Genomic DNA, 21,518 nt, shown 5'->3' with positions numbered 1-21,518 from the left:
ACTGGGGTTACACCCGGGAGAGTAGGCCGCCGCCACATTATTACAAAGCCAGCAGCAATGCTGGCTTTTGGCGTTTAGGGGAGTAGCGGGAAGCGAGAAACAAGTCCTGGGAGCCGGTATGAAGGGGAGAGTGGGGGCAGGATGTAACGTGGGATAAAAAGGTAAAAGGGGGATGTCGAAAGGGGGATTTCGGAAGGATAGGTCAGATGGACTTACTTTTGTTTCCTTTTGTCATTGTTGTGGGTCAAAAAATTCTTCCAATTATTTTCCGTTGCAAATCCAACTTCCAAGTCCGGAAAATCAGACAACGGAAGCTGGGAAATTTCGGAAATTGAAAGTCGGATTACGGGAATGGGAGCCCGCTAATATCTGGATCTTATAACCATTTATTCTGTTTAAGATTTGAGTAAACCCATATGGGCGGCTACCATCTTTAATGTTCCAAAGTCGTAAGTGTTTGGTTTTTCCTGACGTATCAATCCCAAATCTGCATCATATTTTTTAATGAGCTCAGCCACTTTTTGATAAGTGGCTTCATCCATATGCGTGAATAAGGAAATTCTTCCCTCCTGAATACCCTTGGCCAAATGCCCTTTGATAGTGGATTCAGATAAGCCCCTTTGTATGGCTATTTCCTCAATACTTGCTCCAAAACCACTCATTTCGAAAGTGATTTCATATGTTTCTCCCTTCACCCTTTTTAAACTCGGACTATCTTCTGATCTCTTTTTCTTACCAGTTCTGTTTTTTGAAAATTTTGGATTATTCAATGCTTTTTCTTTTGCTTCCTTGGCTAGTTTTAGCCTTAGCTCAGTGGTTTCAGTCTGGATTTGATCCAGCTTTCCAATTTCTCTTCCCACGAGAATACAGGAAACTAAAATCTTGACTTTTTTAATTTGAGTAAGTTTTCGAAGAAATTCAAGCTCTACTTGGGCTAAGCCTTCAAGATACTTTTTGGTTTTAGAAAACCTTTCTACTTCTGCAAGATGATCCAATAAGTGACTTAACTGCCTTTCAAGATATGCTACATAGTAGGATGCACCTTTTTCTAATCTATCCAATAATTTGGTTTCATCCATTGCAAATAGTAATTGGACCAATTGCCTCTGGAACTTTATGGTATTTTCAGTCTCAGACCCTAAGTTTTCTAAAAGTATGGGAAGGGCTTGTTGCATTTCAAGGTCCTCAAATTCCAAACTGCTTTTATTATCGTTTAAAAAAATTTTTACGGTTTTTAATATTTCCTCAAGACTAAAGGTGCTTACAAGAAGTTTTTCTAAATAATGTCTTTGGTGTTTCTCCAAGAGTGTTTCTAAAGGCTCTTGGTATGCTGTTTTTTGAGTGAAATTGACCACCTCATGGTCATTGTAGATGACATTATGCTGAATCCGGGTGCGTAGAATCAAACCTTCTAATCCCCTTAGCCTGCTCAGGGCTACATAGACTTGCCCAGGTGCAAAAGCCTGTCCTACATCTATGATAGCCTTGTCAAAAGTTAAACCCTGACTTTTGTGTACGGTTACTGCCCAGGCCAATCTAATCGGATATTGCTCAAAACTACCTATAATTTCTTCCTCTAATTCTTTCGTAGACTCATTGACAACATAGCGTTTGTTTTCCCAGATTTCCCTTTTCAAAGTATAGCATACTTTGTTTTCGGCCATAATCACTTGAATTCCTTCCTCAGTAATAGCCTTGATTTTAGCCATTTTTCCATTGTAATATTCCCCATTACCGCTGCTGTCATTTTTGATAAACATGACCTGAGCCCCTTCTTTGAGTTCCAAGATTTTTGGAAGAGGGTATAGATGTTCTGGAAAATCTTTCTCAATTATGGCCTGAAAGAAATGAGAAGGGCCTTTAAGAGCCTGTAGTTCTTTTTGATTTTGAGCGTCTGCCTTATAATTATGGGTTGTAATGATGATGGTGTCTTCCAGGTTTTTAATCTCCTCTTCGGTTTTAAAATGTTTGTTAAGAAGCCTAATATCTTCCTCACTCGCACAGTTATCCCTCAAATGGTTCAAGATGTTGATGAATTTTTCGTCCTTTTGCCTGAAAATTTTATCCAATTCCAGATAAACCATTCCGGACTCCCTGAGGGCATGGGCTTCAAAGAAATGCATGCTGTTGTAAAATTTGCTCAGAATTTCCCACTCATTTTCCCTGACAATTGGAGGAAGCTGAAACAAATCGCCAATCATTAATACCTGAACTCCGCCAAACGGTTCTTTAAAGTTTCCTTTGACACTTTTTAGTCTAAAATCTATAGCGTCCAAAATATCTGCTCTTAACATGCTCACTTCATCAATAATGAGAAGTTCAATAGATGCCAATACCTGTTTCCTGCTACCATTCAATGGATGTCTCCTGGTAAGGGAAAACTGGGTAAAAATATTGCCTTGATTGCCAAAATTCCCTTCAGGTTCTCTTGTCGGTAAAAAGCTTCCTAATGGCAATAAAAATTGAGAATGAATGGTTACCCCTTTTGCATGTAGCGCTGCGATTCCTGTTGGTGCCACAATGACAAACTGTTTGTGTGTCAATGATGCCAGATTCCTCAAAAAGGTAGTTTTACCGGTGCCAGCTTTTCCGGTAAGGAAAATAGGATTATTGGTGCTGTTTACAAAATGGGCCGCCAACTCAAGTCTATCGGTAATCTGTGTTTCCATGGAAATAAAATTATAATAAAAAATTCAGGTGCTCCTCGGATTATCCGTTTAAGTTCAGAAAGTTTTCAAAAAAATGTAACTTTGCTGGCAGTAAATAGTTGTTATACTAACTATTAAAACACTAATCAAATGACCAAAAGTATTTTGGTGACAGGAGGTACAAAAGGCATTGGCCGGGCCATCATTGATAGGTTTGGGGAAGAAGGTTTCGATGTATTTACTTGTTCCAGACATGGAAAAGATTTAGAAAAGCTGGAAAATGAATTTACCACAAAGTTTCCTGGGCAAAAAATTATGGCTTCAGAAGCAGATCTCTCTAAAAAAGAAGAGGTTCAACGATTCGCTGAAGAAGTAAAAAGGTTTGCTATACCAGATGTTTTGGTCAATAATACAGGAATATTTTTACCAGGCTCCATTCATTCCGAGCCTGATGGCAATTTTGAGATGATGATGCATACCAACCTATTTTCTGCTTATTATCTGACAAGGGCTTTTACTTCAGAGATGATAGAAAGGAAGGCTGGGCATTTATTTTCAATAGGTTCCATTGCTGGACTCACAGCTTACTCAAATGGAGGAAGTTACGCAATTTCTAAATGGGCCATGTTAGGATTTACCAAATGCTTAAGACAAGAATTGAAGGATTATAATATTAAAGTGACCTCTATTCTTCCTGGAGCGACTTATACAGCAAGTTGGGAAGGAGTGGAACTACCCATAGAAAGGTTTATGAAAGTCGAAGACATTGCCACGGCCATTTGGTCTGCATATAACCTTTCTCCCTATTCAGTTGTTGAGGAAATAGTCATAAGACCACAATTAGGAGACTTATAAAATTATGGAGACCAAAGATTTGTTGGAAAAAATTAAGTATTGTAATAGCCTGACGGCTTACTCCAGAAGAAAGACCATTCCAGTGAAGGTTGGTGATGTGATTATCGGAGGGGACAATCCTATTGTGGTCCAATCCATGACGACGGTTGACACCATGGATACCTTGGGTTCTGTTGAGCAGTGTATTCGTATGATTGAAAGCGGTTGTCAATTGATCCGTATTACAGCTCCAAGTATCAAGGAAGCAGAAAACCTGAAAAACATAAAGGATGAATTGAGAAAAAGAGGGTATAATACACCTTTGGTTGCAGATATCCATTTTACTCCAAATGCTGCTGAAATTGCTGCTAAGATTGTTGAAAAGGTAAGGATCAATCCTGGAAATTACGCAGATAAAAAGAAATTCGAGTTTATAGAATATACAGATCAAAGTTACCAGGAAGAACTGGAAAGGATCAGGGAAAGATTTCTGCCATTGGTCAGGATATGTAAGAAGCACGGGACAGCCATGAGGATTGGTACTAATCATGGATCGCTTTCTGATCGAATAATGAGCCGTTATGGGGATACTCCTCTTGGAATGGTTGAATCTGCTTTGGAGTTTTTAAGGATCTGTGAAGAAGAAAATTATCATGATGTGGTCATTTCCATGAAGTCTTCTAATACCCAAGTGATGGTTCAGGCTTACCGTCTATTGGTCCAAAAGCTGGAAGAAGGAGGATTTAAACCCTATCCACTACATTTAGGGGTTACTGAGGCCGGGGATGGTGAGGACGGAAGGATTAAATCCGCTGTTGGAATAGGAACCCTTCTGGAAGATGGACTTGGCGATACTGTTAGGGTTTCATTGACAGAAGATCCTGAATTTGAAGCTCCTGTGGCTAAGGCATTGGTGGATAGGTATGAAAATCGGACAGGGCATGCCCTAATTCCGGATGTGGTCCACTATCCTGTCAATCCATTCGAGTATAACCGAAGAGATACTATTGAAGTATTCAATTTTGGCGGTACCAATGTCCCAAGGGTAATAGCTGATATTTCTGCTGTGGAAAACATCACAGAAAAGGAAATGAAACAGGTGGGGCATTTTTACCTTCCTGAATTGGATAAATGGAAAATGAATGATCTTGGTGCTGATTACGTATTTTCAGGATCTAACCCTATACCCTTTATGCTGCCAAACGGCATGAAGGAAATCCAGCACTATGCTGTTTGGCTATATACAGAAGATAAGGTCAATAAATTCCCTGCTCTATCTTTAGAAGAATTCCGTAAGGCTGAAAATCTGCATTATGGTTTAAATTTCCTGATGGTATCGGACCAGGAAATCAAAGAAGCTTTACCACTTTTGGAGGGAAGAAAAGATGTTGTGGTTATTTTGCATAGTGACAACCTGCATAATATGCCTGCATTGAGGAGAGCCTTCTTTGAGTTGATGGAAAATCACAGTATCGTTCCTGTAGTGGCAAGGGTAAATTATGCAAAGCAGGATCAGGACAAGACCATGTTGTATGCTGCCACTGATGTTGGAGGTTTGTTAATAGAGGGCTTAGGGGAAGGGATTATGATCGGCATAGGGGCCTATAGAGAATCCCCAAGAACTGAAATCCTAGATCAGATTAAACTGCATAACTCAGTCAGTTTCGGAGTGCTTCAAGCTGCAAGGACCAGAATGTCAAAGACAGAGTACATTTCTTGTCCATCTTGTGGTAGGACACTTTTTGACCTTCAGGAGACAACGGCCATGATCAGAAAAAGAACCGATCATTTGAAAGGGGTAAAAATCGGCATCATGGGCTGTATTGTAAATGGACCCGGTGAAATGGCAGATGCAGATTATGGGTATGTAGGTTCTGGGAAGGGTAAAATTACACTTTACAAGGGTAAAGAGGTTGTTAAAAAATCAGTTGCATCAGAAAAGGCTGTAGACGAGCTGATTGAAATAATCAGAAAAGATGGTATGTGGATTGAACCAGAGGCTTGATTATCAAGTTTTATTCTTATACACAAAGGTCTCAACATTTATATATGTCCCTAATTCAAAATAAAGATTAAAGTCATGGCAAACAGCAGATTAAAGGAGTTTTTCCAACTTGGAGAGGTAGGTAATTACTTCATTCGAGTGTTTCAAAAACCAGATCCCAACAGGCCTACAAATTTCAATTTAAGGATGATGCATGGCATCAATAAAATTTCTATTTTGATGTTCCTCGCAGCCATCATTATTTGGGTTGCCAAAAGAATGCTATAAATTTTTGATTTGCTCCTTTACTGGTTATCTTCATCATGAAATGATGACTATTACCTATTTTAGAGATTATTGTTTGTCCAAGCCTGGAGTAACAGAGGACACTCCTTTTGATGAGAAGACCCTGTGTTTCAAGGTTGGGGGAAAGATTTTTGCAATTACAGATATTTTTGATTTTGAAAGTGTGAATTTAAAAAGTGATCCTGAGCAGGCAATCGAGTTGAGGGAAAGGTATGAGGGAATACTGCCGGGATATCATATGAACAAAAAGCATTGGAATACAGTGGTCTGTGATGGTTCTGTTCCGGATGGTTTAATCCTTCAATTGGTGGACCATTCCTACGACCTTGTTTTTTCAAGCCTTCCAAGAAAAATCCAACAAAGTCTTATTGCCGGATGACCTATTTAAAATTAGATAAAATCCAGAAAATTTATGAAAACGGTCAGCCTGTATTAAAAGAGTTTTCCCTGAATTTGGAAAGAGGACAGGTAGTTTCTTTGATTGGAGAAAGCGGTTCAGGCAAAAGCACTCTCCTAAGAATTGTAGCCGGTTTAGAAAACCGGAATGCCGGTGAGGTTTATTTGGAGGGATTGAGAATAGTCAATCCAAAGGAAAAACTTGTTCCTGGATATGACGAAATTCAGTTGGTATATCAAGATTATCATCTTTATCCTAATTCGACCGTAGAAGAAAACATTACTAGGCCGCTTCTGCTTTACGATAAAAATTACAAGGAGAAAAGGGTCAAATCTATTTTGAAGTTATTGGGACTGGAGAAGTTTAAAGACAAACTTCCAAGACAGCTTTCCGGTGGACAGCAACAAAAGGTGGCTATTGGAAAGGCGCTGAGTTTGGAGCCACAAGTACTTTTATTGGATGAACCTTTTTCCAGTTTGGATACCATACAAAGAAGGGAATTGATTGCAGAACTGAGAGGCATGTTTGCCACACTTGAGGTTACAGTATTGTTTGTAACCCATGACCTTGACGATGCCCTTCAGATGTCCAATGACTTAGTTTTAGTACAACATGGAAAGCTCATCCAAAAAGGTCATCCCGAGGAAATATTTTCCAAACCAAGGAATCTATATGCAGCCAAACTTTTCAGTCATTTGAACCCTATCCCTTACCAACAGCAATACTTCATCAGGCCATCTGATATTCAACTATTTAAAAGCACAGGTGTCCCTGCAAAGGTAAAAGAAAGTCAATACTTGGTACACTATAACCAACTGACAGTCCAACTAGGAACTGGGGAGATTTGGAAGGTTGAAGATAAGAAAAGGGAGTTTGGACTTGGACAAAAAATATACTTGAAATGGGATGAGGGAAAAGTAGTAGGCCCTTTTTAAACCAAATTCCCAAAGTCTGTAACCTTGGAAATTTGGTGAAAAATTATTTATGGTCGAAACCATGTTCTCCATGCACATGGCCATGATCCAATTCTTCCGGAGTAGCTTCTCGTACCTCTAAAACCTCCCCTTCAAAATGAAGGTCAAATCCAACCAAAGGATGGTTGAAATCCAATAACACTTCCTCTCCTAGGTCTTTGAGTACTTTTGCCTGAAGCGGAAAACCATTTTCATCCATCAAAGGCAGAAAATTACCCTCCTCCAGCATGAAAGGTTCGAATCCCCGTTCTTTACTGAATTGATCTTTTGGTAATGCCATGATAAGTTCTTCGTCTGCTTCACCATAAGCATCAGCAGTAGGGATAATGAAACTGAAGCTTTCACCTTCTTTTTTCCCGGCAAGGTAAGATTCGAATTTTTCCGGTAGCCCGCTTTGTCCAAAAATAAAATAAAAAGGGTCTTCTTCATCCCTGACTTCAACGCTAAATGGGGCTGACTCGATTTCGTCTTGTTCTTTACTGACTTTTAATTCATAGGTTAAACCTACTACTGCATTGTTTGATATTTCCATGGGACAAAGGTAGTTAAACTTTTACTTAATCGCCCCATTGATCATCACTGCAAATATGGTCAACATGCTGAATATGAAACAGAAAAATAATCCTTTCTGGTTTTTTTGAAGGAAGAATAGAATACTTAAGACAAAAATTACTGAAAAGAGTAAAGCAAATATCAATATGACCCGGAGATAAAGTTCCTCAGAAGCATGAAAATATGGAGCGTAATCTGAATCGGGAACCAAAACAGGTTTTTCCCCTCTCCATTGGATGGCAATCCATTCTTTCCAATAAGAATAGGCAAATATACCTGATGATAACAAGGCCGCTAGAGAAAAATACAGACGGTGCATGAAGTTGATATTAAAATCCTCCCGTAGGACTGCCACGGGAGGATCATTGTTAAATCACAATATTGATGATTTTTCCAGGGACAACAATCACCTTTTTAGGGGTGTTACTTTCCAGCCATTTTTGGACAGTATTGTCCGCCAATGCGGCCTTTTCTACTTCTTCCCTGCTGAGGGAGAGGGATAGCGGAAGTTTTGCCCTTACTTTTCCATTGATAGATACAGGGTATTCATGGCTGTTTTCTATCAAGAATTCTTCATTGAAATCAGGGAATTTTGCATAGATGATTGATTCTTCATGACCCAAAAGCGACCAAAGTTCCTCGGCAATATGAGGTGCATAAGGAGATACAATGATGGCCAAAGGCTCTAGAATTGATCTCTTATTACACTTCAAAGCAGTCAGTTCATTTACACAGATCATGAAAGAAGCTACAGAAGTATTAAAGGAGTAGTTTTCTAAGTCTTCCTGTGTCTTTTTGATCGTTTTATGTAATGTCTTCAGTTCCTCCTTAGTGGCTTTCTCTTCAGAAACATGGAAGTTTCCCTGACTGTCATGGTAAAGCTTCCATAGCTTTTTCAAGAACTTCGATACTCCATCAATACCGTTGGTATTCCAAGGTTTGAACTGCTCAAGTGGTCCCAGAAACATTTCGTAAAGTCTGAGGGTGTCGGCCCCATATCTTTGGATGATATCGTCTGGATTGACCACATTGTATTTGGACTTAGACATCTTCTCCACCTCAGCTCCACAGATGTATTTGTCATCTTCAAGGATAAAGTCCGCATCAGCAAGATCTGGTCTCCAGGCCTTGAATTTTTCCAAATTCAACTGGTCATTGTGTACAATATTCACATCCACATGCATGGCAGAAGTGTCATATTGATCTTTCAAGCCCTGGCTCACAAAGGTATTGCTTCCTTTTACCCTATATACAAAATTGGACCTGCCTTGGATCATTCCTTGATTGATCATCTTTTGGAAAGGTTCTTCGATGCTCACTGCTCCTATATCATAAAGGAATTTTGTCCAGAACCTTGAGTACAGCAAGTGTCCTGTAGCATGTTCTGCACCTCCAATATATAGGTCTACTGCCCCCCAATATTTTTCAATTTCAGGATCAACCATTTTGTCCTGATTTTTGGAATCCATATATCTGAAGAAATACCAGCTTGAGCCTGCCCAGCCGGGCATAGTACTTTTTTCTATTGGAAATTCTCCCTCTTGTGTTTTGTAAGTCCAGTCTTTGGCTCTTCCTAATGGAGGTTCACCATCTTCTGTGGGCAGGTATTTGTCGATTTCCGGTAAGACCAAAGGTAGGTCTTTTTCATCCATAAGATAGGGAAGACCTTCTTTGAAATATACAGGAAGTGGTTCTCCCCAATACCTTTGTCGGGTGAAAATCGCATCCCTCATTCGGTATTGGATTTTACCTTTACCTATTTTTTTCTCTTCCAGGAAAGCAATGGCTTTTTCCATAGCCTTTTTCATTTCAAGGCCTGAAATAAAGTCTGAGTTGATGATCGTTCCTCCTTTGCCAGGAAAGGAACCGTTTTCCATACTGCCTTCAATGACTTGGCGGATCTCTAAACCAAAATGTTTGGCAAAATTATAATCCCTCTCGTCATGGGCTGGTACGGCCATGACTGCTCCAGTACCATAGCCAGCCAGTACATAATCTGCAATCCATATCTGGATCTCTTCCCCATTGAAAGGATTGATGGCGTAGGAACCTGTAAATGCTCCGGAAATAGTTTTCACATCGGACATTCTGTCTCTTTCAGATCGGTTTTTGGCCACTTCCACATAAGCTTCTGCAATAGTCCTTTGATCATCTGTGATCAGGTCCTGTACATAATCATGCTCGGGAGCTAAAGCCAAATATGTGACTCCATAAATGGTGTCAATCCTGGTCGTGAAGACTTTGATGAGTTTTTCCTGGCCTTTGACCTGGAATACCAATTCAGCACCAATGGATTTTCCAATCCAATTGCGCTGCATTTCCTTGATGGGTTCAGACCATTCCAGTTTGTCCAATCCTTGAAGCAGCCTTTCTGCATAGGCAGTGATCCGCATACTCCATTGCATCATTTTTTTCCTTTCTACTGGATGACCGCCCCGTTCAGAAAAGCCGTCTTTAACCTCATCATTGGAAAGTACAGTTGCTAGTGCAGGGCACCAGTTTACCGTCGTTTCGGCAAGGAACGTCAATCTGTATTTCAGTAGGATTTCTTGTTGTTGCTTTTCGGAATAGTTGTTCCACTCCTCAGCGCTAAAAACAGGGGTGTCCTCATCGCAGACTGCGTCTATATCTTGATTTCCTGAAGTTTCGAAAACTTGACACAAAGAAGCTATGCTTTTGGCTTTGTCTTCTTTTTTGTCGTAGTAGCTGCTGAACAGCTGCATGAAAATCCATTGGGTCCATTTATAATATTCCGGGTCAGAGGTCCTCACTTCTTTTTCCCAGTCAAATGCAAAACCAATGTTTTTGAGCTGTTCAGTATATCTCTGAATATTCTGCTCAGTGGTAATGGCTGGATGTTGTCCGGTCTGAATGGCGTATTGTTCTGCAGGAAGCCCAAAGGAATCATAACCCATTGGGTGAAGGACGTTGTATCCCTGAAGTCTTTTGAACCTTGTAATGATATCAGAAGCAATATATCCAAGTGGGTGGCCTACATGTAGGCCTGCACCAGATGGATAAGGGAACATATCCAATGAATAAAATTTCGGTTTTGTGGGATCAGGTTTGGCATTGAATATTTGGTTTTTTTCCCAGTAAGTCTGCCACTTTTTTTCTATTTCCTGAAAATTATAATCAGCCATTATTGAATAAATGCTTGGTTTTTGAAGAATTGCTTGCAAAAATAGAAAAATTAACCGTAAACAGCTGATAAAAGGCTGATAAGCTGAAAGTATTCTTTTTCAGGAAAAATTCTAAAATAGATGGTGGATTAACATTACCAGAACCTGTAACGCTTTTCTTTCAGCCTATTTCTGAATATCCAGTTGTCCCAAATATCCTGTGAAAGATAGAGTTCTACACCTATATTAAATGTAAGGTAGCCATCAAAGCGATTATCCAGACCAGATCCCCTTCTGATCCGACCTCTGTTATTTAAAATTTTTTGAACATCAGGCTCGCCATTTTCCCTGTAAAAGGCAGGGTTTCTTATAGCCAATCTCAAGCGATCTGGATTTGGTCCTTCCCCATTTGTTCCATAATCGCTGACCAGGTCAAGGTAAAATTCACTAACATTGAACGCACTGATATCATCGAGGTAGTCTGTTAATGTCCAACGGTAATTGAGCTCCAATATCAAGTCCATCCATACATTGGCTTTATATTTCATCCCAACACCAGTGGGAAAAACAATTATGTACTTATCATATGGGTTGTTTTCCAATTGTAACGGACGAAGGGCAATCCATTCCCCTCTCAATTGAGCTTTTGGGTCATTGGTGGAAACACCTACTCCTGCAAAACCATAAAAATTAATGAAATGCCTGGTAATATTAAACTGTCTGACAGGTTTAAGATAAAATTCTCCAATAGCTGTTGCCTCCCAGTTTCTTGCCCTGAAGTGAAGATTTCTTGGTTCCCTAAAACTCCTAGGATCAGCGGGTGGATCTTGTCCTGAAATCTGATAATATGTTCCTTCAATCCTAGCCTTTAGGTAGGTTCCTAATACCCTTCTGATTGCAATATTGGCATTCCAGTCAGGCTGAATACCCTCATCGTATTTCCATAGAGAATATAACTCACCAAAATACTGGGTAGGGCCCAATGAAGCTGATACTGACCATGGTGCTTCAAATCTATAGCGGTAAAAGCTTTGGGCTGATACTAAGGTTATGGTTATAGTAAAAAATAAGGTAAAAATAAGCCGCTTCATTTCCTATTATGTGAAAATCAGATTATTGAGTACATCTTTTTTTGGTTACTCCCAAGGAGTAAATAACTGTAAAAATTATCAATTATTCAATTTTTCAAGACGACTTTTAGTGTGGCATTCATGTAAAGAAAAAGTAAATTAATGGTCAACTTCCGTAATTTTAATGTTTGATATAATAAACTTTAACTTCTATGGCTCATTTAATTATTGGGCTTAATTATACAAGTGCGACATTAGTTTGAAAGTTGTATCTAAGCTGGTAATATCCCAAAACAAGGTTTTAAATTCAGGCTTTTGGCAGGAAAATTGTTTCTTTTACCACATATAGTTTTGTTTTGGAAGAGCAGAAATCCCCTTTTAAAATAATTGATGGAAAATTGGTTAGTTTTGTATTATGAGTAAGCAGAAAGAAGAATTAGAGCACCGGTTAAAATTAAGGAATATAAAATTGTCTGATTATGATGATATCAGAGAGATCATGGTCAGTATATATAGAGATCAAGGTGGTGCTTGGACTAAACAGGAGCTTAAAAATCAGTTAAAGGCCTTTCCAGAAGGGCAGATTTGTATTGAGGATAATGGGAAAGTGGTAGCGGCCGCATTAAGTTTGATTGTAGATTACGGACAATTTGGAGATAACCATACCTATGATCAGATTACGGGTTATGGAAAATTTGACACGCATGATGATGATGGGGACACGCTTTATGGGACAGATGTATTTGTCCATAAAGATTATAGAGGGATGAGGCTTGGCCGGAGGTTGTATGATGCCAGAAAAGAGCTTTGTGAAAATCTAAACCTGAGGTCCATCATTGCTGGGGGTAGAATTCCCGGATACTCCAAGTATGCGGATCAAATGACTCCAAGAAAATACATTGATTTGGTCAAGAGTAAGGAGATTTTTGATCCGGTACTTTCTTTTCAGCTGGCCAATGAATTTCACGTAAGGAAAGTAATTACCAAATATTTGCCTGAGGATACCGATTCCAGGGCTTATGCTACACTTCTGGAGTGGATCAATATTTATTACGAAAAAGATGAAAAACTTATTGGTAATAAAAAGTCAATTGTAAGATTGGGGTTGGTACAGTGGAAAATGAGACGATTTAACAGTGTAGATGATCTCATGCAGCAGGTTGAATTTTTCGTAGATACGGTTTCAGGATATAAATCAGATTTTTGTTTGCTTCCCGAGTTCTTCAATGCCCCTCTTTTGGCGGAGTTTAATGATATGGATGCTTCAGAGGCGATCAGGAACTTGGCGGATTATACTGATGAAATCATAGGCAGAATGAGTGATCTTGCTCTTTCATACAATGTCAATATCATTGCTGGGAGTATGCCGGAATATGATGGTAAAAAATTGCGCAATGTGAGTTACCTCTGCCGTAGAGATGGGACTACCGACAAGCAATACAAATTACACATCACACCTGATGAAGCCGCGTATTGGGGGCTTCAAGGAGGAAACGGTATAAAAGTTTTTGATACAGATGCTGGGAAAATCGGGATTCTTATCTGTTATGATGTGGAATTTCCTGAACTGGGAAGAATTCTGGCAGAACAAGAAATGGACATCCTTTTTGTGCCATTTTGGACAGACACAAAAAATGCCTTCTTGAGGGTTAATACTTGCGCTAAAGCCAGGGCTATAGAAAATGAATGTTATGTTGCAATAACAGGTTCTGTCGGTAACTTGCCAAGGGTTGAAAATATGGATATTCAGTTTTCCCAGGCAGCCATATATTCCCCATCTGATTTTTCATTTCCTCATGATGCTACTGTGGCCCAGGCTTCTGAAAATGCAGAGACCACAATAGTAGCAGATGTGGATTTGGACCTTTTGACCAAGCAGCGAAAGGCTGGGAGCGTCCGAAATTTAGAACAGAGGAGGCTGGACCTCTATTCGATTCAATGGAAGAAAAAGAAATAAAATGTCTAATTATTTGAAAGGAATCTCCCAGGAAATATGGGATAAGGCTGCAAAAATCAAAATACTGATTACTGATGTGGATGGTGTATTGACCGATGGCGGAATTATTTATGATGATCGGAAAATAGAATTCAAGCGTTTTCATGTAAAAGATGGATTTATAGTCCAGCATCTCAGGAAGAATGGGGTGCTTGTAGGAGCTATTACAGGTAGAGATTCCAAAGTTGTCGAGAACCGATGTGAAGAGCTGAGTTTTGATTTCCATTATCATGGTGTAAGAGATAAGGTGAAAAAATTAGCAGAAATCCTGGAGGTTCTTGAAGTAGAACTGGATGAAGTGGCCTATATAGGGGATGATTTATTGGATTTACCCCTTTTGAAGAAAGTTGGATTTTCTGTATGCCCAAAGGATGCCATGCCTTATGTTGCCGAACATGTAGACTATATTTCCTCCTTGGAAGGAGGTAAAGGGGTATTCAGAGAAGTGGGAGATATTATTCTTGAAGCAAAGGGTCTGCTGGAAGGAATTATTTTCCGTTACGCCAATCAATAATTTGGGATTCAATACTTAGGGGATATAGGTGAATTGAAATTCTCTGAATTAAATTCTCCGAAATATTGAGTTCCTAGAATTAGTTTTTAAATTTTAGTATTAAATTAATTCCAATTGCCATGAAGTCATTATTGTTTGTATTAGCACTGTTCTTCCCGGTTTTATTACAGGCACAGGGAGGCATGGAGGTAAATGGAATTGATTTTTTAATCCGAAATCAACTCGAATCAGATGACGTTGCCATTAGGAAAAGAGTTGGCGGAACGATATTGTATAGCTCAGAAGTTATTCAAAAGTTCTATCAGGATAGGGAATTTTTTCCGGCCTGGCTAGATAACAAAAAGCTTACTGAGAGGGCATATGAGATGCGGTATGAAATCCAGCAGGCTAAATTTGATGGTTTGAACCCAAGTGATTATCATCTGGATAAGATCAATGATTTTTTTGATAGGATTGAGAAAAGCAAAATTGGAGGATATGACATCACCAATTCTGAATTCGCGGCAATTGACTTGCTTTTGACTGATGCTTATATTATGCTTTCCTCCCATCTATATTTTGGAAAAGTAGATCCGGATAATTTGAAGACTGCTTGGAATATACAGAGATCCTCTCCCGAATTGAAAATAGATCAAAGGTTGGCCAAAGCTTTGAAAGAGGAAAGTATAAGAAAGAGTTTGGAAGGATATTTCCCTTCTTTTTCGGTTTACAAAAGGATGAGAGACGGTTTAAGGGAATTATTTGATTATCAGGAAAAGTATGGGCAAGACCCAAGCAGGCCTTGGAAAACTTTGAGGCTGGACAAATCGATCAAACCTGGGGATATTCATAATCTAATTCCCGAATTAAGAAATAGGCTTGTTTTTTGGGGATTTTTGGATAATTATCAAATAGAGAATGAGAAATTTTATGATTCCATAATGGTCTTTGGGATTAAAAAACTACAATACAGGCATGGAATGGACCAGGACGGAGTTATAGGACAGGGGACTATCCAGGCAATCAATCAGACGCCTGAAAATCTCATTGCCACAGCCTCGGTCAACTTGGAGCGGTTTCGGTGGTTTCCAGATAGCTTAAAAGAAAATGAATTGATTTTGGTAAATACAGCCAATTTTCAATTGGATTTCATTCAGCGCAGGGATACGGTTTTCAGTTCCAGAGTAATTGTGGGTAAAAGTGTCCATTCAACACCACAATTTAGTGCAACGATGTCCTATATTGTATTCAGCCCGACTTGGACAGTTCCCAATTCCATTACAAGGAATGAAATAATCCCTGCTATAAGGAGAAATCCCAATTACTTGAATCAGAACAATATGAAATTGTTGACTTCCTCAGGGACGGAAGTGCCTTCTTCTTCGATTGATTGGGCAAAAGTAAACCCCAGGACCTTTCCCTATACCATCAGACAGGAGCCGGGGGAGAATAATGCACTTGGGTTAGTTAAGTTTATGTTCCCTAATAAACATAGTGTTTATATCCATGATACACCAGCAAGATCCCTTTTTGAAAGGGAAGACCGTGCACTAAGTCATGGCTGCATTAGGATTCAGAAACCTTTTGAGTTTGCCAAATTATTATTGTCTTTTGATCCTGTTTGGACGGATGAAAAAATCCGGGGAGATATGCGCTTACCAAAAGAAAAGGTTGTAATGCTGGATAGGAAAATCCCAGTAGTTGTACTGTATTTAACCTACTGGGCAAACAACAAGGGGGAGTATTTTTTCAGGAGAGATATTTATTCCAGAGATGCCGAAATTTATAAATCCCTAAAAGAAGGTAGACCGTGGAGATCAGGAATTTAAGTAGTTTGATTTTTGAAGGTAATCCTGATCATTGCCATAAATGAATAGACAGGATTTGTCTTTGATAGTGTCAATTACTTCAGTCACGATTTCGTTTGGAAGTGCGGGACAGCCAAGACTCCTTCCCAAACGGCCAGTTTGTGAGATAAACTCTTCTTTAGCATAATCTGCCCCGTGGATTACAATTGCTCTCTCTCTCGCTTTGTCATTAAATCCTTTTTCCAAGCCGTCAAGTCTTAAGGAATACCCGTGTTTTCCCTGATAAGTTTCTCCGGTTAGGTAAAATCCTAAGCTGCTCATATAGGAGGAACTTACATTTGAAAACTTGTAGGCCATAAGGTCTCCGGAATTTCTGCCATGTGAAACATGACCATGGTGGATAATGGATCCATCTGTCATGTCAATAATCCACATGCGCTTTTGGGAAGAGGGCAAGGTAAAGTCAATAACGGTTAAAGGTTTTCCCTGAAGGATTTTTCCATCTTCCTGTAGTTTTAGATAACCTTTGATACCATAACTCAAAACCTCTCTTTTCGGTAGAGGTTTTTCTGCATTTAAACTAGAGGTACTGACCATTTCCACGAAATGGTTCTCAAGTGAAATCTCCTTCAATACTGAGGATGGAGAACTGTTTACTAAGAAATTACTCGAGAATGTGCCTGCGACTAATAGGATGCTTAATAAGGTGATTTTTCGCATTATGAAATTATAAATGCCTTTATGACAAAAAAAGTTCCAATAGTATTATTTTGCAAACAAACAGCTCAGATCAGTAAAAAAAAAATTATTTAGAATGCTTAAACTCTTTGTATCAGAGTATCTTTATATGGAACTGTTTGTGATTAGTTTGCTGTTGTCATCTGGAAATTGGGCTGAATCTATAAATGAAGAGGGTGATAGTCAGTTGTGTATGAATTTTGTTTAAACAAAAATTATTAAAATTAAACAAAAAATCAGGAATAGCTGTTTGATAATCAATGAGAGTATCTGTATTTAGAAAAGAGCATTTCAATGCTGCGCACAGGTTGCACAATCCAAAGTGGTCTTATGAGAAAAACCAAGAGGTTTTTGGTAAGTGTAACAATCCCAATTATCATGGGCACAACTATGAACTTATTGTGAAATTAGCAGGACCTGTGGATCCTGAAACCGGTTATGTATATGACATGAAGATCCTCAGTGACCTGATCAAAGAGCATGTTTTGAATAAATTTGACCATAAAAACTTAAACCTTGACACAGATGAATTTAAAGAACTCAATCCCACAGCTGAAAACATTGCTGTGGTTATATGGAATATTTTAAGGAAAAAAATTGATTTAAAATTCGACTTAACGATTCGATTATATGAAACAGAAAGAAACTTTGTTGAATACAGTGGGGATTGATTATACTCAAAATATTGATGACATCGGGGATGAGCATGTCGCTACCTCGCATGCTACCCCTTTAAGAGAAGATGCTTTCGAAATGGATGATGACCTCAAAATAGAGCTTATTGAAAAGCATTTTAGAGAAATCATGCATATTATGGGATTGGACTTGACAGATGACAGCTTGAGAGGTACTCCGAAACGGGTAGCAAAAATGTTTATCAAAGAAGTGTTCAGTGGACTAGATCCAAAAAACAAGCCTGCGGCCAAACTTTTTGAAAATAAGTTCAAATACAATGAAATGCTTGTGGAGAAAGATATCACATTTTATTCTCATTGCGAACATCATTTTGTTCCGATTTTTGGTAGGGCTCATGTTGCCTATATTTCTAATGGTCATGTGATCGGCTTGTCAAAGATCAATCGAATCGTACAGTATTTTGCCAAAAGACCTCAGGTTCAGGAAAGACTTACTATGCAGATTGGCAATGAACTAAAAGAAGCCCTAGGCACTGAGGATGTAGCTGTTGTGCTTGATGCACACCATATGTGTGTATCCTCTAGAGGAATTCAGGATGTAAATAGTTCCACAGTTACATCATATTATAGTGGTAAGTTCGAAAAGGATGAACAGACCAGGACAGAGTTTATGAAATATATAAGTTTGTAATATTATTCTGAAAACTAAACCAAATAAAGCCGGAAACAACTTCCGGCTTTTTCTTTTTTAAAAAAAGGCAAAACATTTTCACTGTTTTTTGATTAAGAAGGAAAGAGTCAATTATGGAGTATAAGAACATTGTTTTAATAGGTGGAAATTCAGGGATAGGCCTTGCTGTCAAATCAAAACTTGAAGAAACAGGTGCCCATGTGTTTGCCTATTCCAGAAGTGGAGAGGCGGGAAGGGAATTGGATGTCACAACTGATTTTAACCATTTAGAGGGATTGCCAGATGTTATAGATGGATTGGTATATTGTCCTGGAACCATCAACCTGAAGCCTTTTCACAGGTTTACGGTGGAGGATTTCAGAAATGATTATGAAATAAATGTATTAGGTGCTGTGAAAGTGCTTCAGGCCTGTCTGAAAGGATTGAAAAAATCAACTTCAGCCTCAGTGGTACTTTATAGTACTGTAGCAGTGGGTGTTGGGCTTGGATTTCATGCTTCCATTTCAAGTGCCAAGGGAGCAGTAGAGGGCCTGGCTAAGTCTCTTGCAGCTGAATGGGCACCTAATAAAATCCGTGTGAATGTAGTAGCACCTTCATTGACAGATACGCCCTTGGCTGCACAGCTGTTAGCCAATGAGGATAAAAAAGAAGCTTCCAATAAAAGGCATCCTTTAGGAAGGTATGGAAAGCCTGAAGATATTGCTTCTGCTACCAGATATTTGCTTTCGGATGAATCCAGTTGGATGACCGGACAGGTATTGCATCTTGATGGAGGAATGTCATCCCTGAGAGGGGTGTAAGTTAAATAGGGAAAACAATTGGGGCAGAAAAATTGTAGTGTATTTGGGGAATTCTCCCTATGATTAAAGTACGAGATTATGAGGACTCCACCGGAATCATTTTTGATTTTCAAGGAAGAACTAGAAAAAGCCAGACTCGAGAAAGAAAGGCTAAAAAAAGAGTATGAGGTCAAACTGGCTGAAATGAACAAAGAATTGGCAAGGTTGAAAGAACAGATTCAGTCCCAACAGGAACTGATAAAAACTACTATGGACTATGCCATACGCCTTGAAGAAAACCTGGGCAACTTCAAAAATGAAGTGAGCAATGGGAAAACCCTTAAAAACAGATCATTCCACTGATGCAATGAAATTTTCCGCTATGAATACCACTACCCATATTATTGAAGAAAACAACTTCGAACTGATGTTCGAAATGAGGTATGCCAGGGTATATTCCAATTCAGATAAAGGCATGCTTATATGTGAGTTATTGGCTGATTATGTGCCAATTGAAGATTTTAAAGAGATTTTTACCTATATATCGGGCATTGCTGCTGAAGGTAAATATGAAAAATTTATTTTCGACAAGCGTGCATTAAGGGCATTCCACCAGCCTAGTATGGAATGGTATTTCTTGAACTGGAAGAATAAAATGCTTGAACTTGGAATCACCAAACATAGAAAAATTTTACCGGAAGAAAAGTGGTTTGAAAGAATGGTAATGATTGCTAAGGACCAGATTATCAAGAATAACCCTGAGAATATCATTCATTTACTTGATATCAAATATTGTAATTCAATTGAGGAAGCAATAATGATATGATGAGGCATTTTGATAAATCGGGGATTCTGGAAGCAGATTCATCCTTTCGAAGAGATCTGATCAATTCACTTTCAGGCTATAAAAGCCTTAACCTAATTGGTACCAAAAGCAAAGATGGGATTACCAACCTTTCACCTTTTTCCCAAGTATTCCATATAGGTGCCACTCCTCCCTTAGTAGGCATTTTGTTTAGGCCACATTCTGTTGAAAGGCATACATTGGAAAATATTATGGAAACGGGTTATTTTACAATGAACCATGTGACTGAAGCTTTCTATCAACAGGCACACCAGACCGCTGCACGATATGAGAACTCAGAATTTGAGGCGGTTGGCCTAGATGAGGAATATTTATCTGATTTTTTTGCACCTTTTGTCAAATTAAGTCCTGTAAAAGTGGCTTGTAGCTTAAAGGAAAAACAAACTCTTCAAGTTAACGGTACTGTATTGGTCATAGGAGCAATAGAACATGTCTTTATTGAAGAAAGAGGCTTGAGGGATGATGGTTCATTGGATCTTAATAGGCTTGGTACGGTGACAGTTTCCGGTTTGGATGAGTACCATTTAGGAAAAAAATTGGCAAGGTTGAGCTATCCAAAACCTGATAAAGCGCTTAGGGAAATTTAGATACCTGCAATTTTCATGAGTGATTCTAAGTTGATCGAACTCACACCTTTTGGGCTATACTGCCCCAAAGCAGATATTTTTATAGATCCTTGGAGGCCGGTAGATAAGGCTGTTATCACCCATGCCCACTCGGATCATGCCCGATGGGGAATGAAATCTTACCTTGTCCATTCCCAATCCCAAGAAGTTATGAAACTTAGGTTGGGCGATGAAATTTCCCTTCAAACCATTGAATATAATGAAACTTTAAAAATCAATGGGGTAATTATTTCTTTGCACCCAGCAGGCCATATTCCAGGTTCATCACAAGTTAGGCTGGAATTCCAGGGCAAGGTTGTAGTTGTAAGCGGTGATTATAAGCTTGAGGATGATGGACTATCAGAGGCATTTGAGCCTGTAAAATGCCATGAATTTGTTTCAGAATGTACTTTTGGCTTGCCTATATACAAATGGCAGCCACAGAAAGAAGTTTTTGAAAAGATCAATCATTGGTGGAGAACCAATGCGGAAAATAACCGTAATTCAGTGATTTTTGCCTATTCATTAGGTAAAGCACAAAGGGTACTCAACCACTTGGAAAGAAGTATTGGGAAAATTTTTGCTCATGAGGCCATATGGAATACCAATCAAGCGCTGTTAGCAAATGGGGTAAAGGTACTGGATGTGGAAAAAGTAAGTGCTGAAATGTCCAAATCCACTTTCAATGGAGCCTTGATTATTGCACCCCCCTCTGCTATGGGATCACCGTGGTTGAAAAAATTCAGTCCCTACAGGACAGCCATCTGTTCGGGTTGGATGAATATCAGAGGAGCCAGGAGGAGAAGGGCAGCAGATGCAGGATTTGTATTATCAGACCATGCAGATTGGGAAGGACTGATTACTGCCATCAAAGCTACAGGTGCAGAACAGGTCTTTTTGACCCATGGAAATACGGCAGTTTTTGGCAGGTATTTGGAGGAGGAAGAGAAAATAAAAGCTACAGAACTTGAAACACTATTTCAGGGTGAAAGCACCAATATAGAGGATGATTGATGTTTTT

21 protein-coding genes are annotated in these 21,518 nt (G+C 39.0%); 15 read left to right on the top strand and 6 right to left on the bottom strand.

What is annotated here, in order from left to right; all coding sequences use genetic code 11:
- Positions 1–395 precede the first annotated feature (395 nt).
- Complete coding sequence (locus CLV48_RS10145; RefSeq protein ID WP_106567154.1) at positions 396–2,669, bottom strand: helix-turn-helix domain-containing protein; 2,274 nt, start codon at positions 2,667–2,669, stop codon at positions 396–398.
- 129 nt (positions 2,670–2,798) lie between these two features.
- On the opposite strand from CLV48_RS10145, the gene CLV48_RS10140 reads away from it, so the two are divergent.
- From CLV48_RS10140 to CLV48_RS10120, 5 genes are all read left to right on the top strand, one after another.
- Positions 2,799–3,503 carry an SDR family oxidoreductase gene (locus CLV48_RS10140; RefSeq protein ID WP_106567153.1) on the top strand — a complete coding sequence of 235 codons (705 nt, stop codon included), beginning with the start codon at positions 2,799–2,801 and terminating at the stop codon, positions 3,501–3,503.
- Positions 3,504–3,507: 4 nt separating this feature from the next.
- The gene (ispG, locus tag CLV48_RS10135) at positions 3,508–5,487 is read left to right on the top strand and encodes a (E)-4-hydroxy-3-methylbut-2-enyl-diphosphate synthase (RefSeq protein WP_106567152.1); all 1,980 of its coding nucleotides are present in this window, start codon (positions 3,508–3,510) and stop codon (positions 5,485–5,487) included.
- A gap of 75 nt (positions 5,488–5,562) precedes the next feature.
- Positions 5,563–5,754, top strand: a complete 192-nt coding sequence (locus CLV48_RS10130) for a DUF6728 family protein (protein ID WP_106567151.1) — start codon at positions 5,563–5,565, stop codon at positions 5,752–5,754.
- Positions 5,755–5,797: 43 nt separating this feature from the next.
- The gene (locus CLV48_RS10125) at positions 5,798–6,151 is read left to right on the top strand and encodes an MmcQ/YjbR family DNA-binding protein (protein ID WP_106567177.1); all 354 of its coding nucleotides are present in this window, start codon (positions 5,798–5,800) and stop codon (positions 6,149–6,151) included.
- Positions 6,148–7,104: an ABC transporter ATP-binding protein gene (locus CLV48_RS10120; RefSeq protein WP_106567150.1), complete on the top strand. Its 957-nt coding sequence runs from the start codon at positions 6,148–6,150 to the stop codon at positions 7,102–7,104. Before CLV48_RS10125 ends, CLV48_RS10120 begins: the two co-directional genes overlap by 4 nt.
- A 43-nt stretch (positions 7,105–7,147) precedes the next feature.
- Here CLV48_RS10120 and CLV48_RS10115 read toward each other — a convergent pair whose 3' ends face one another.
- The 4 genes from CLV48_RS10115 to CLV48_RS10100 form a co-directional block, all read right to left on the bottom strand.
- Positions 7,148–7,675 carry an FKBP-type peptidyl-prolyl cis-trans isomerase gene (locus tag CLV48_RS10115; protein ID WP_106567149.1) on the bottom strand — a complete coding sequence of 176 codons (528 nt, stop codon included), beginning with the start codon at positions 7,673–7,675 and terminating at the stop codon, positions 7,148–7,150.
- Between the two features lie 21 nt (positions 7,676–7,696).
- Positions 7,697–8,050 (bottom strand): hypothetical protein, encoded by a 354-nt coding sequence (locus CLV48_RS10110; protein WP_245889520.1) that lies wholly within the window; start codon positions 8,048–8,050, stop codon positions 7,697–7,699.
- 13 nt (positions 8,051–8,063) lie between these two features.
- Positions 8,064–10,838 carry a leucine--tRNA ligase gene (gene leuS / locus CLV48_RS10105; RefSeq protein WP_106567147.1) on the bottom strand — a complete coding sequence of 925 codons (2,775 nt, stop codon included), beginning with the start codon at positions 10,836–10,838 and terminating at the stop codon, positions 8,064–8,066.
- A gap of 134 nt (positions 10,839–10,972) precedes the next feature.
- Positions 10,973–11,908, bottom strand: a complete 936-nt coding sequence (locus CLV48_RS10100) for a hypothetical protein (RefSeq protein ID WP_106567146.1) — start codon at positions 11,906–11,908, stop codon at positions 10,973–10,975.
- Positions 11,909–12,302: 394 nt separating this feature from the next.
- Between CLV48_RS10100 and CLV48_RS10095 the strand changes: the two genes are divergently transcribed.
- The 3 genes from CLV48_RS10095 (at position 12,303) to CLV48_RS10085 (ending at position 16,205) form a co-directional block, all read left to right on the top strand.
- Positions 12,303–13,844, top strand: a complete 1,542-nt coding sequence (locus tag CLV48_RS10095) for a bifunctional GNAT family N-acetyltransferase/carbon-nitrogen hydrolase family protein (RefSeq protein WP_106567145.1) — start codon at positions 12,303–12,305, stop codon at positions 13,842–13,844.
- A gap of 1 nt (position 13,845) precedes the next feature.
- Positions 13,846–14,397 (top strand): KdsC family phosphatase, encoded by a 552-nt coding sequence (locus CLV48_RS10090; protein ID WP_106567144.1) that lies wholly within the window; start codon positions 13,846–13,848, stop codon positions 14,395–14,397.
- A gap of 119 nt (positions 14,398–14,516) precedes the next feature.
- Complete coding sequence (locus CLV48_RS10085; RefSeq protein WP_106567143.1) at positions 14,517–16,205, top strand: L,D-transpeptidase family protein; 1,689 nt, start codon at positions 14,517–14,519, stop codon at positions 16,203–16,205.
- On the opposite strand, the gene CLV48_RS10080 is transcribed toward CLV48_RS10085, so the two are convergent.
- On the bottom strand, positions 16,194–16,904 hold the full coding sequence (locus tag CLV48_RS10080; RefSeq protein WP_106567142.1) for a murein L,D-transpeptidase catalytic domain family protein: 711 nt from the start codon (positions 16,902–16,904) through the stop codon (positions 16,194–16,196). The two genes, CLV48_RS10085 and CLV48_RS10080, sit on opposite strands and share 12 nt — an antisense overlap.
- Positions 16,905–17,182: 278 nt before the next feature.
- On the opposite strand from CLV48_RS10080, the gene CLV48_RS10075 reads away from it, so the two are divergent.
- From CLV48_RS10075 to CLV48_RS10045, 7 genes are all read left to right on the top strand, one after another.
- Entirely contained in the window at positions 17,183–17,593 is a 411-nt protein-coding gene (locus CLV48_RS10075; RefSeq protein ID WP_106567141.1) for a 6-pyruvoyl trahydropterin synthase family protein, read from the top strand.
- The gene (folE, locus tag CLV48_RS10070) at positions 17,553–18,248 is read left to right on the top strand and encodes a GTP cyclohydrolase I FolE (protein ID WP_106567140.1); all 696 of its coding nucleotides are present in this window, start codon (positions 17,553–17,555) and stop codon (positions 18,246–18,248) included. The genes CLV48_RS10075 and folE overlap by 41 nt, the downstream gene beginning before the upstream one ends.
- 113 nt (positions 18,249–18,361) lie before the next feature.
- On the top strand, positions 18,362–19,048 hold the full coding sequence (locus CLV48_RS10065) for an SDR family NAD(P)-dependent oxidoreductase (protein ID WP_106567139.1): 687 nt from the start codon (positions 18,362–18,364) through the stop codon (positions 19,046–19,048).
- Between the two features lie 78 nt (positions 19,049–19,126).
- Positions 19,127–19,390 carry a hypothetical protein gene (locus CLV48_RS10060; protein ID WP_106567138.1) on the top strand — a complete coding sequence of 88 codons (264 nt, stop codon included), beginning with the start codon at positions 19,127–19,129 and terminating at the stop codon, positions 19,388–19,390.
- A complete protein-coding gene (locus tag CLV48_RS10055; RefSeq protein ID WP_331527833.1) occupies positions 19,356–19,853 on the top strand; it encodes a hypothetical protein in 498 nt (165 codons plus the stop codon). The genes CLV48_RS10060 and CLV48_RS10055 overlap by 35 nt, the downstream gene beginning before the upstream one ends.
- A complete protein-coding gene (locus CLV48_RS10050; protein ID WP_106567137.1) occupies positions 19,850–20,479 on the top strand; it encodes a flavin reductase family protein in 630 nt (209 codons plus the stop codon). The genes CLV48_RS10055 and CLV48_RS10050 overlap by 4 nt, the downstream gene beginning before the upstream one ends.
- Positions 20,480–20,494: 15 nt before the next feature.
- Positions 20,495–21,511: a ligase-associated DNA damage response exonuclease gene (locus CLV48_RS10045; protein WP_106567136.1), complete on the top strand. Its 1,017-nt coding sequence runs from the start codon at positions 20,495–20,497 to the stop codon at positions 21,509–21,511.
- Positions 21,512–21,518: the final 7 nt, after the last annotated feature.

This window comes from Cecembia rubra (assembly GCF_003014575.1).
In the GTDB taxonomy this organism is placed as follows: Bacteria; Bacteroidota; Bacteroidia; order Cytophagales; family Cyclobacteriaceae; genus Cecembia_A; species Cecembia_A rubra.
This window is presented reverse-complemented; position numbering and strand designations above follow the sequence as displayed.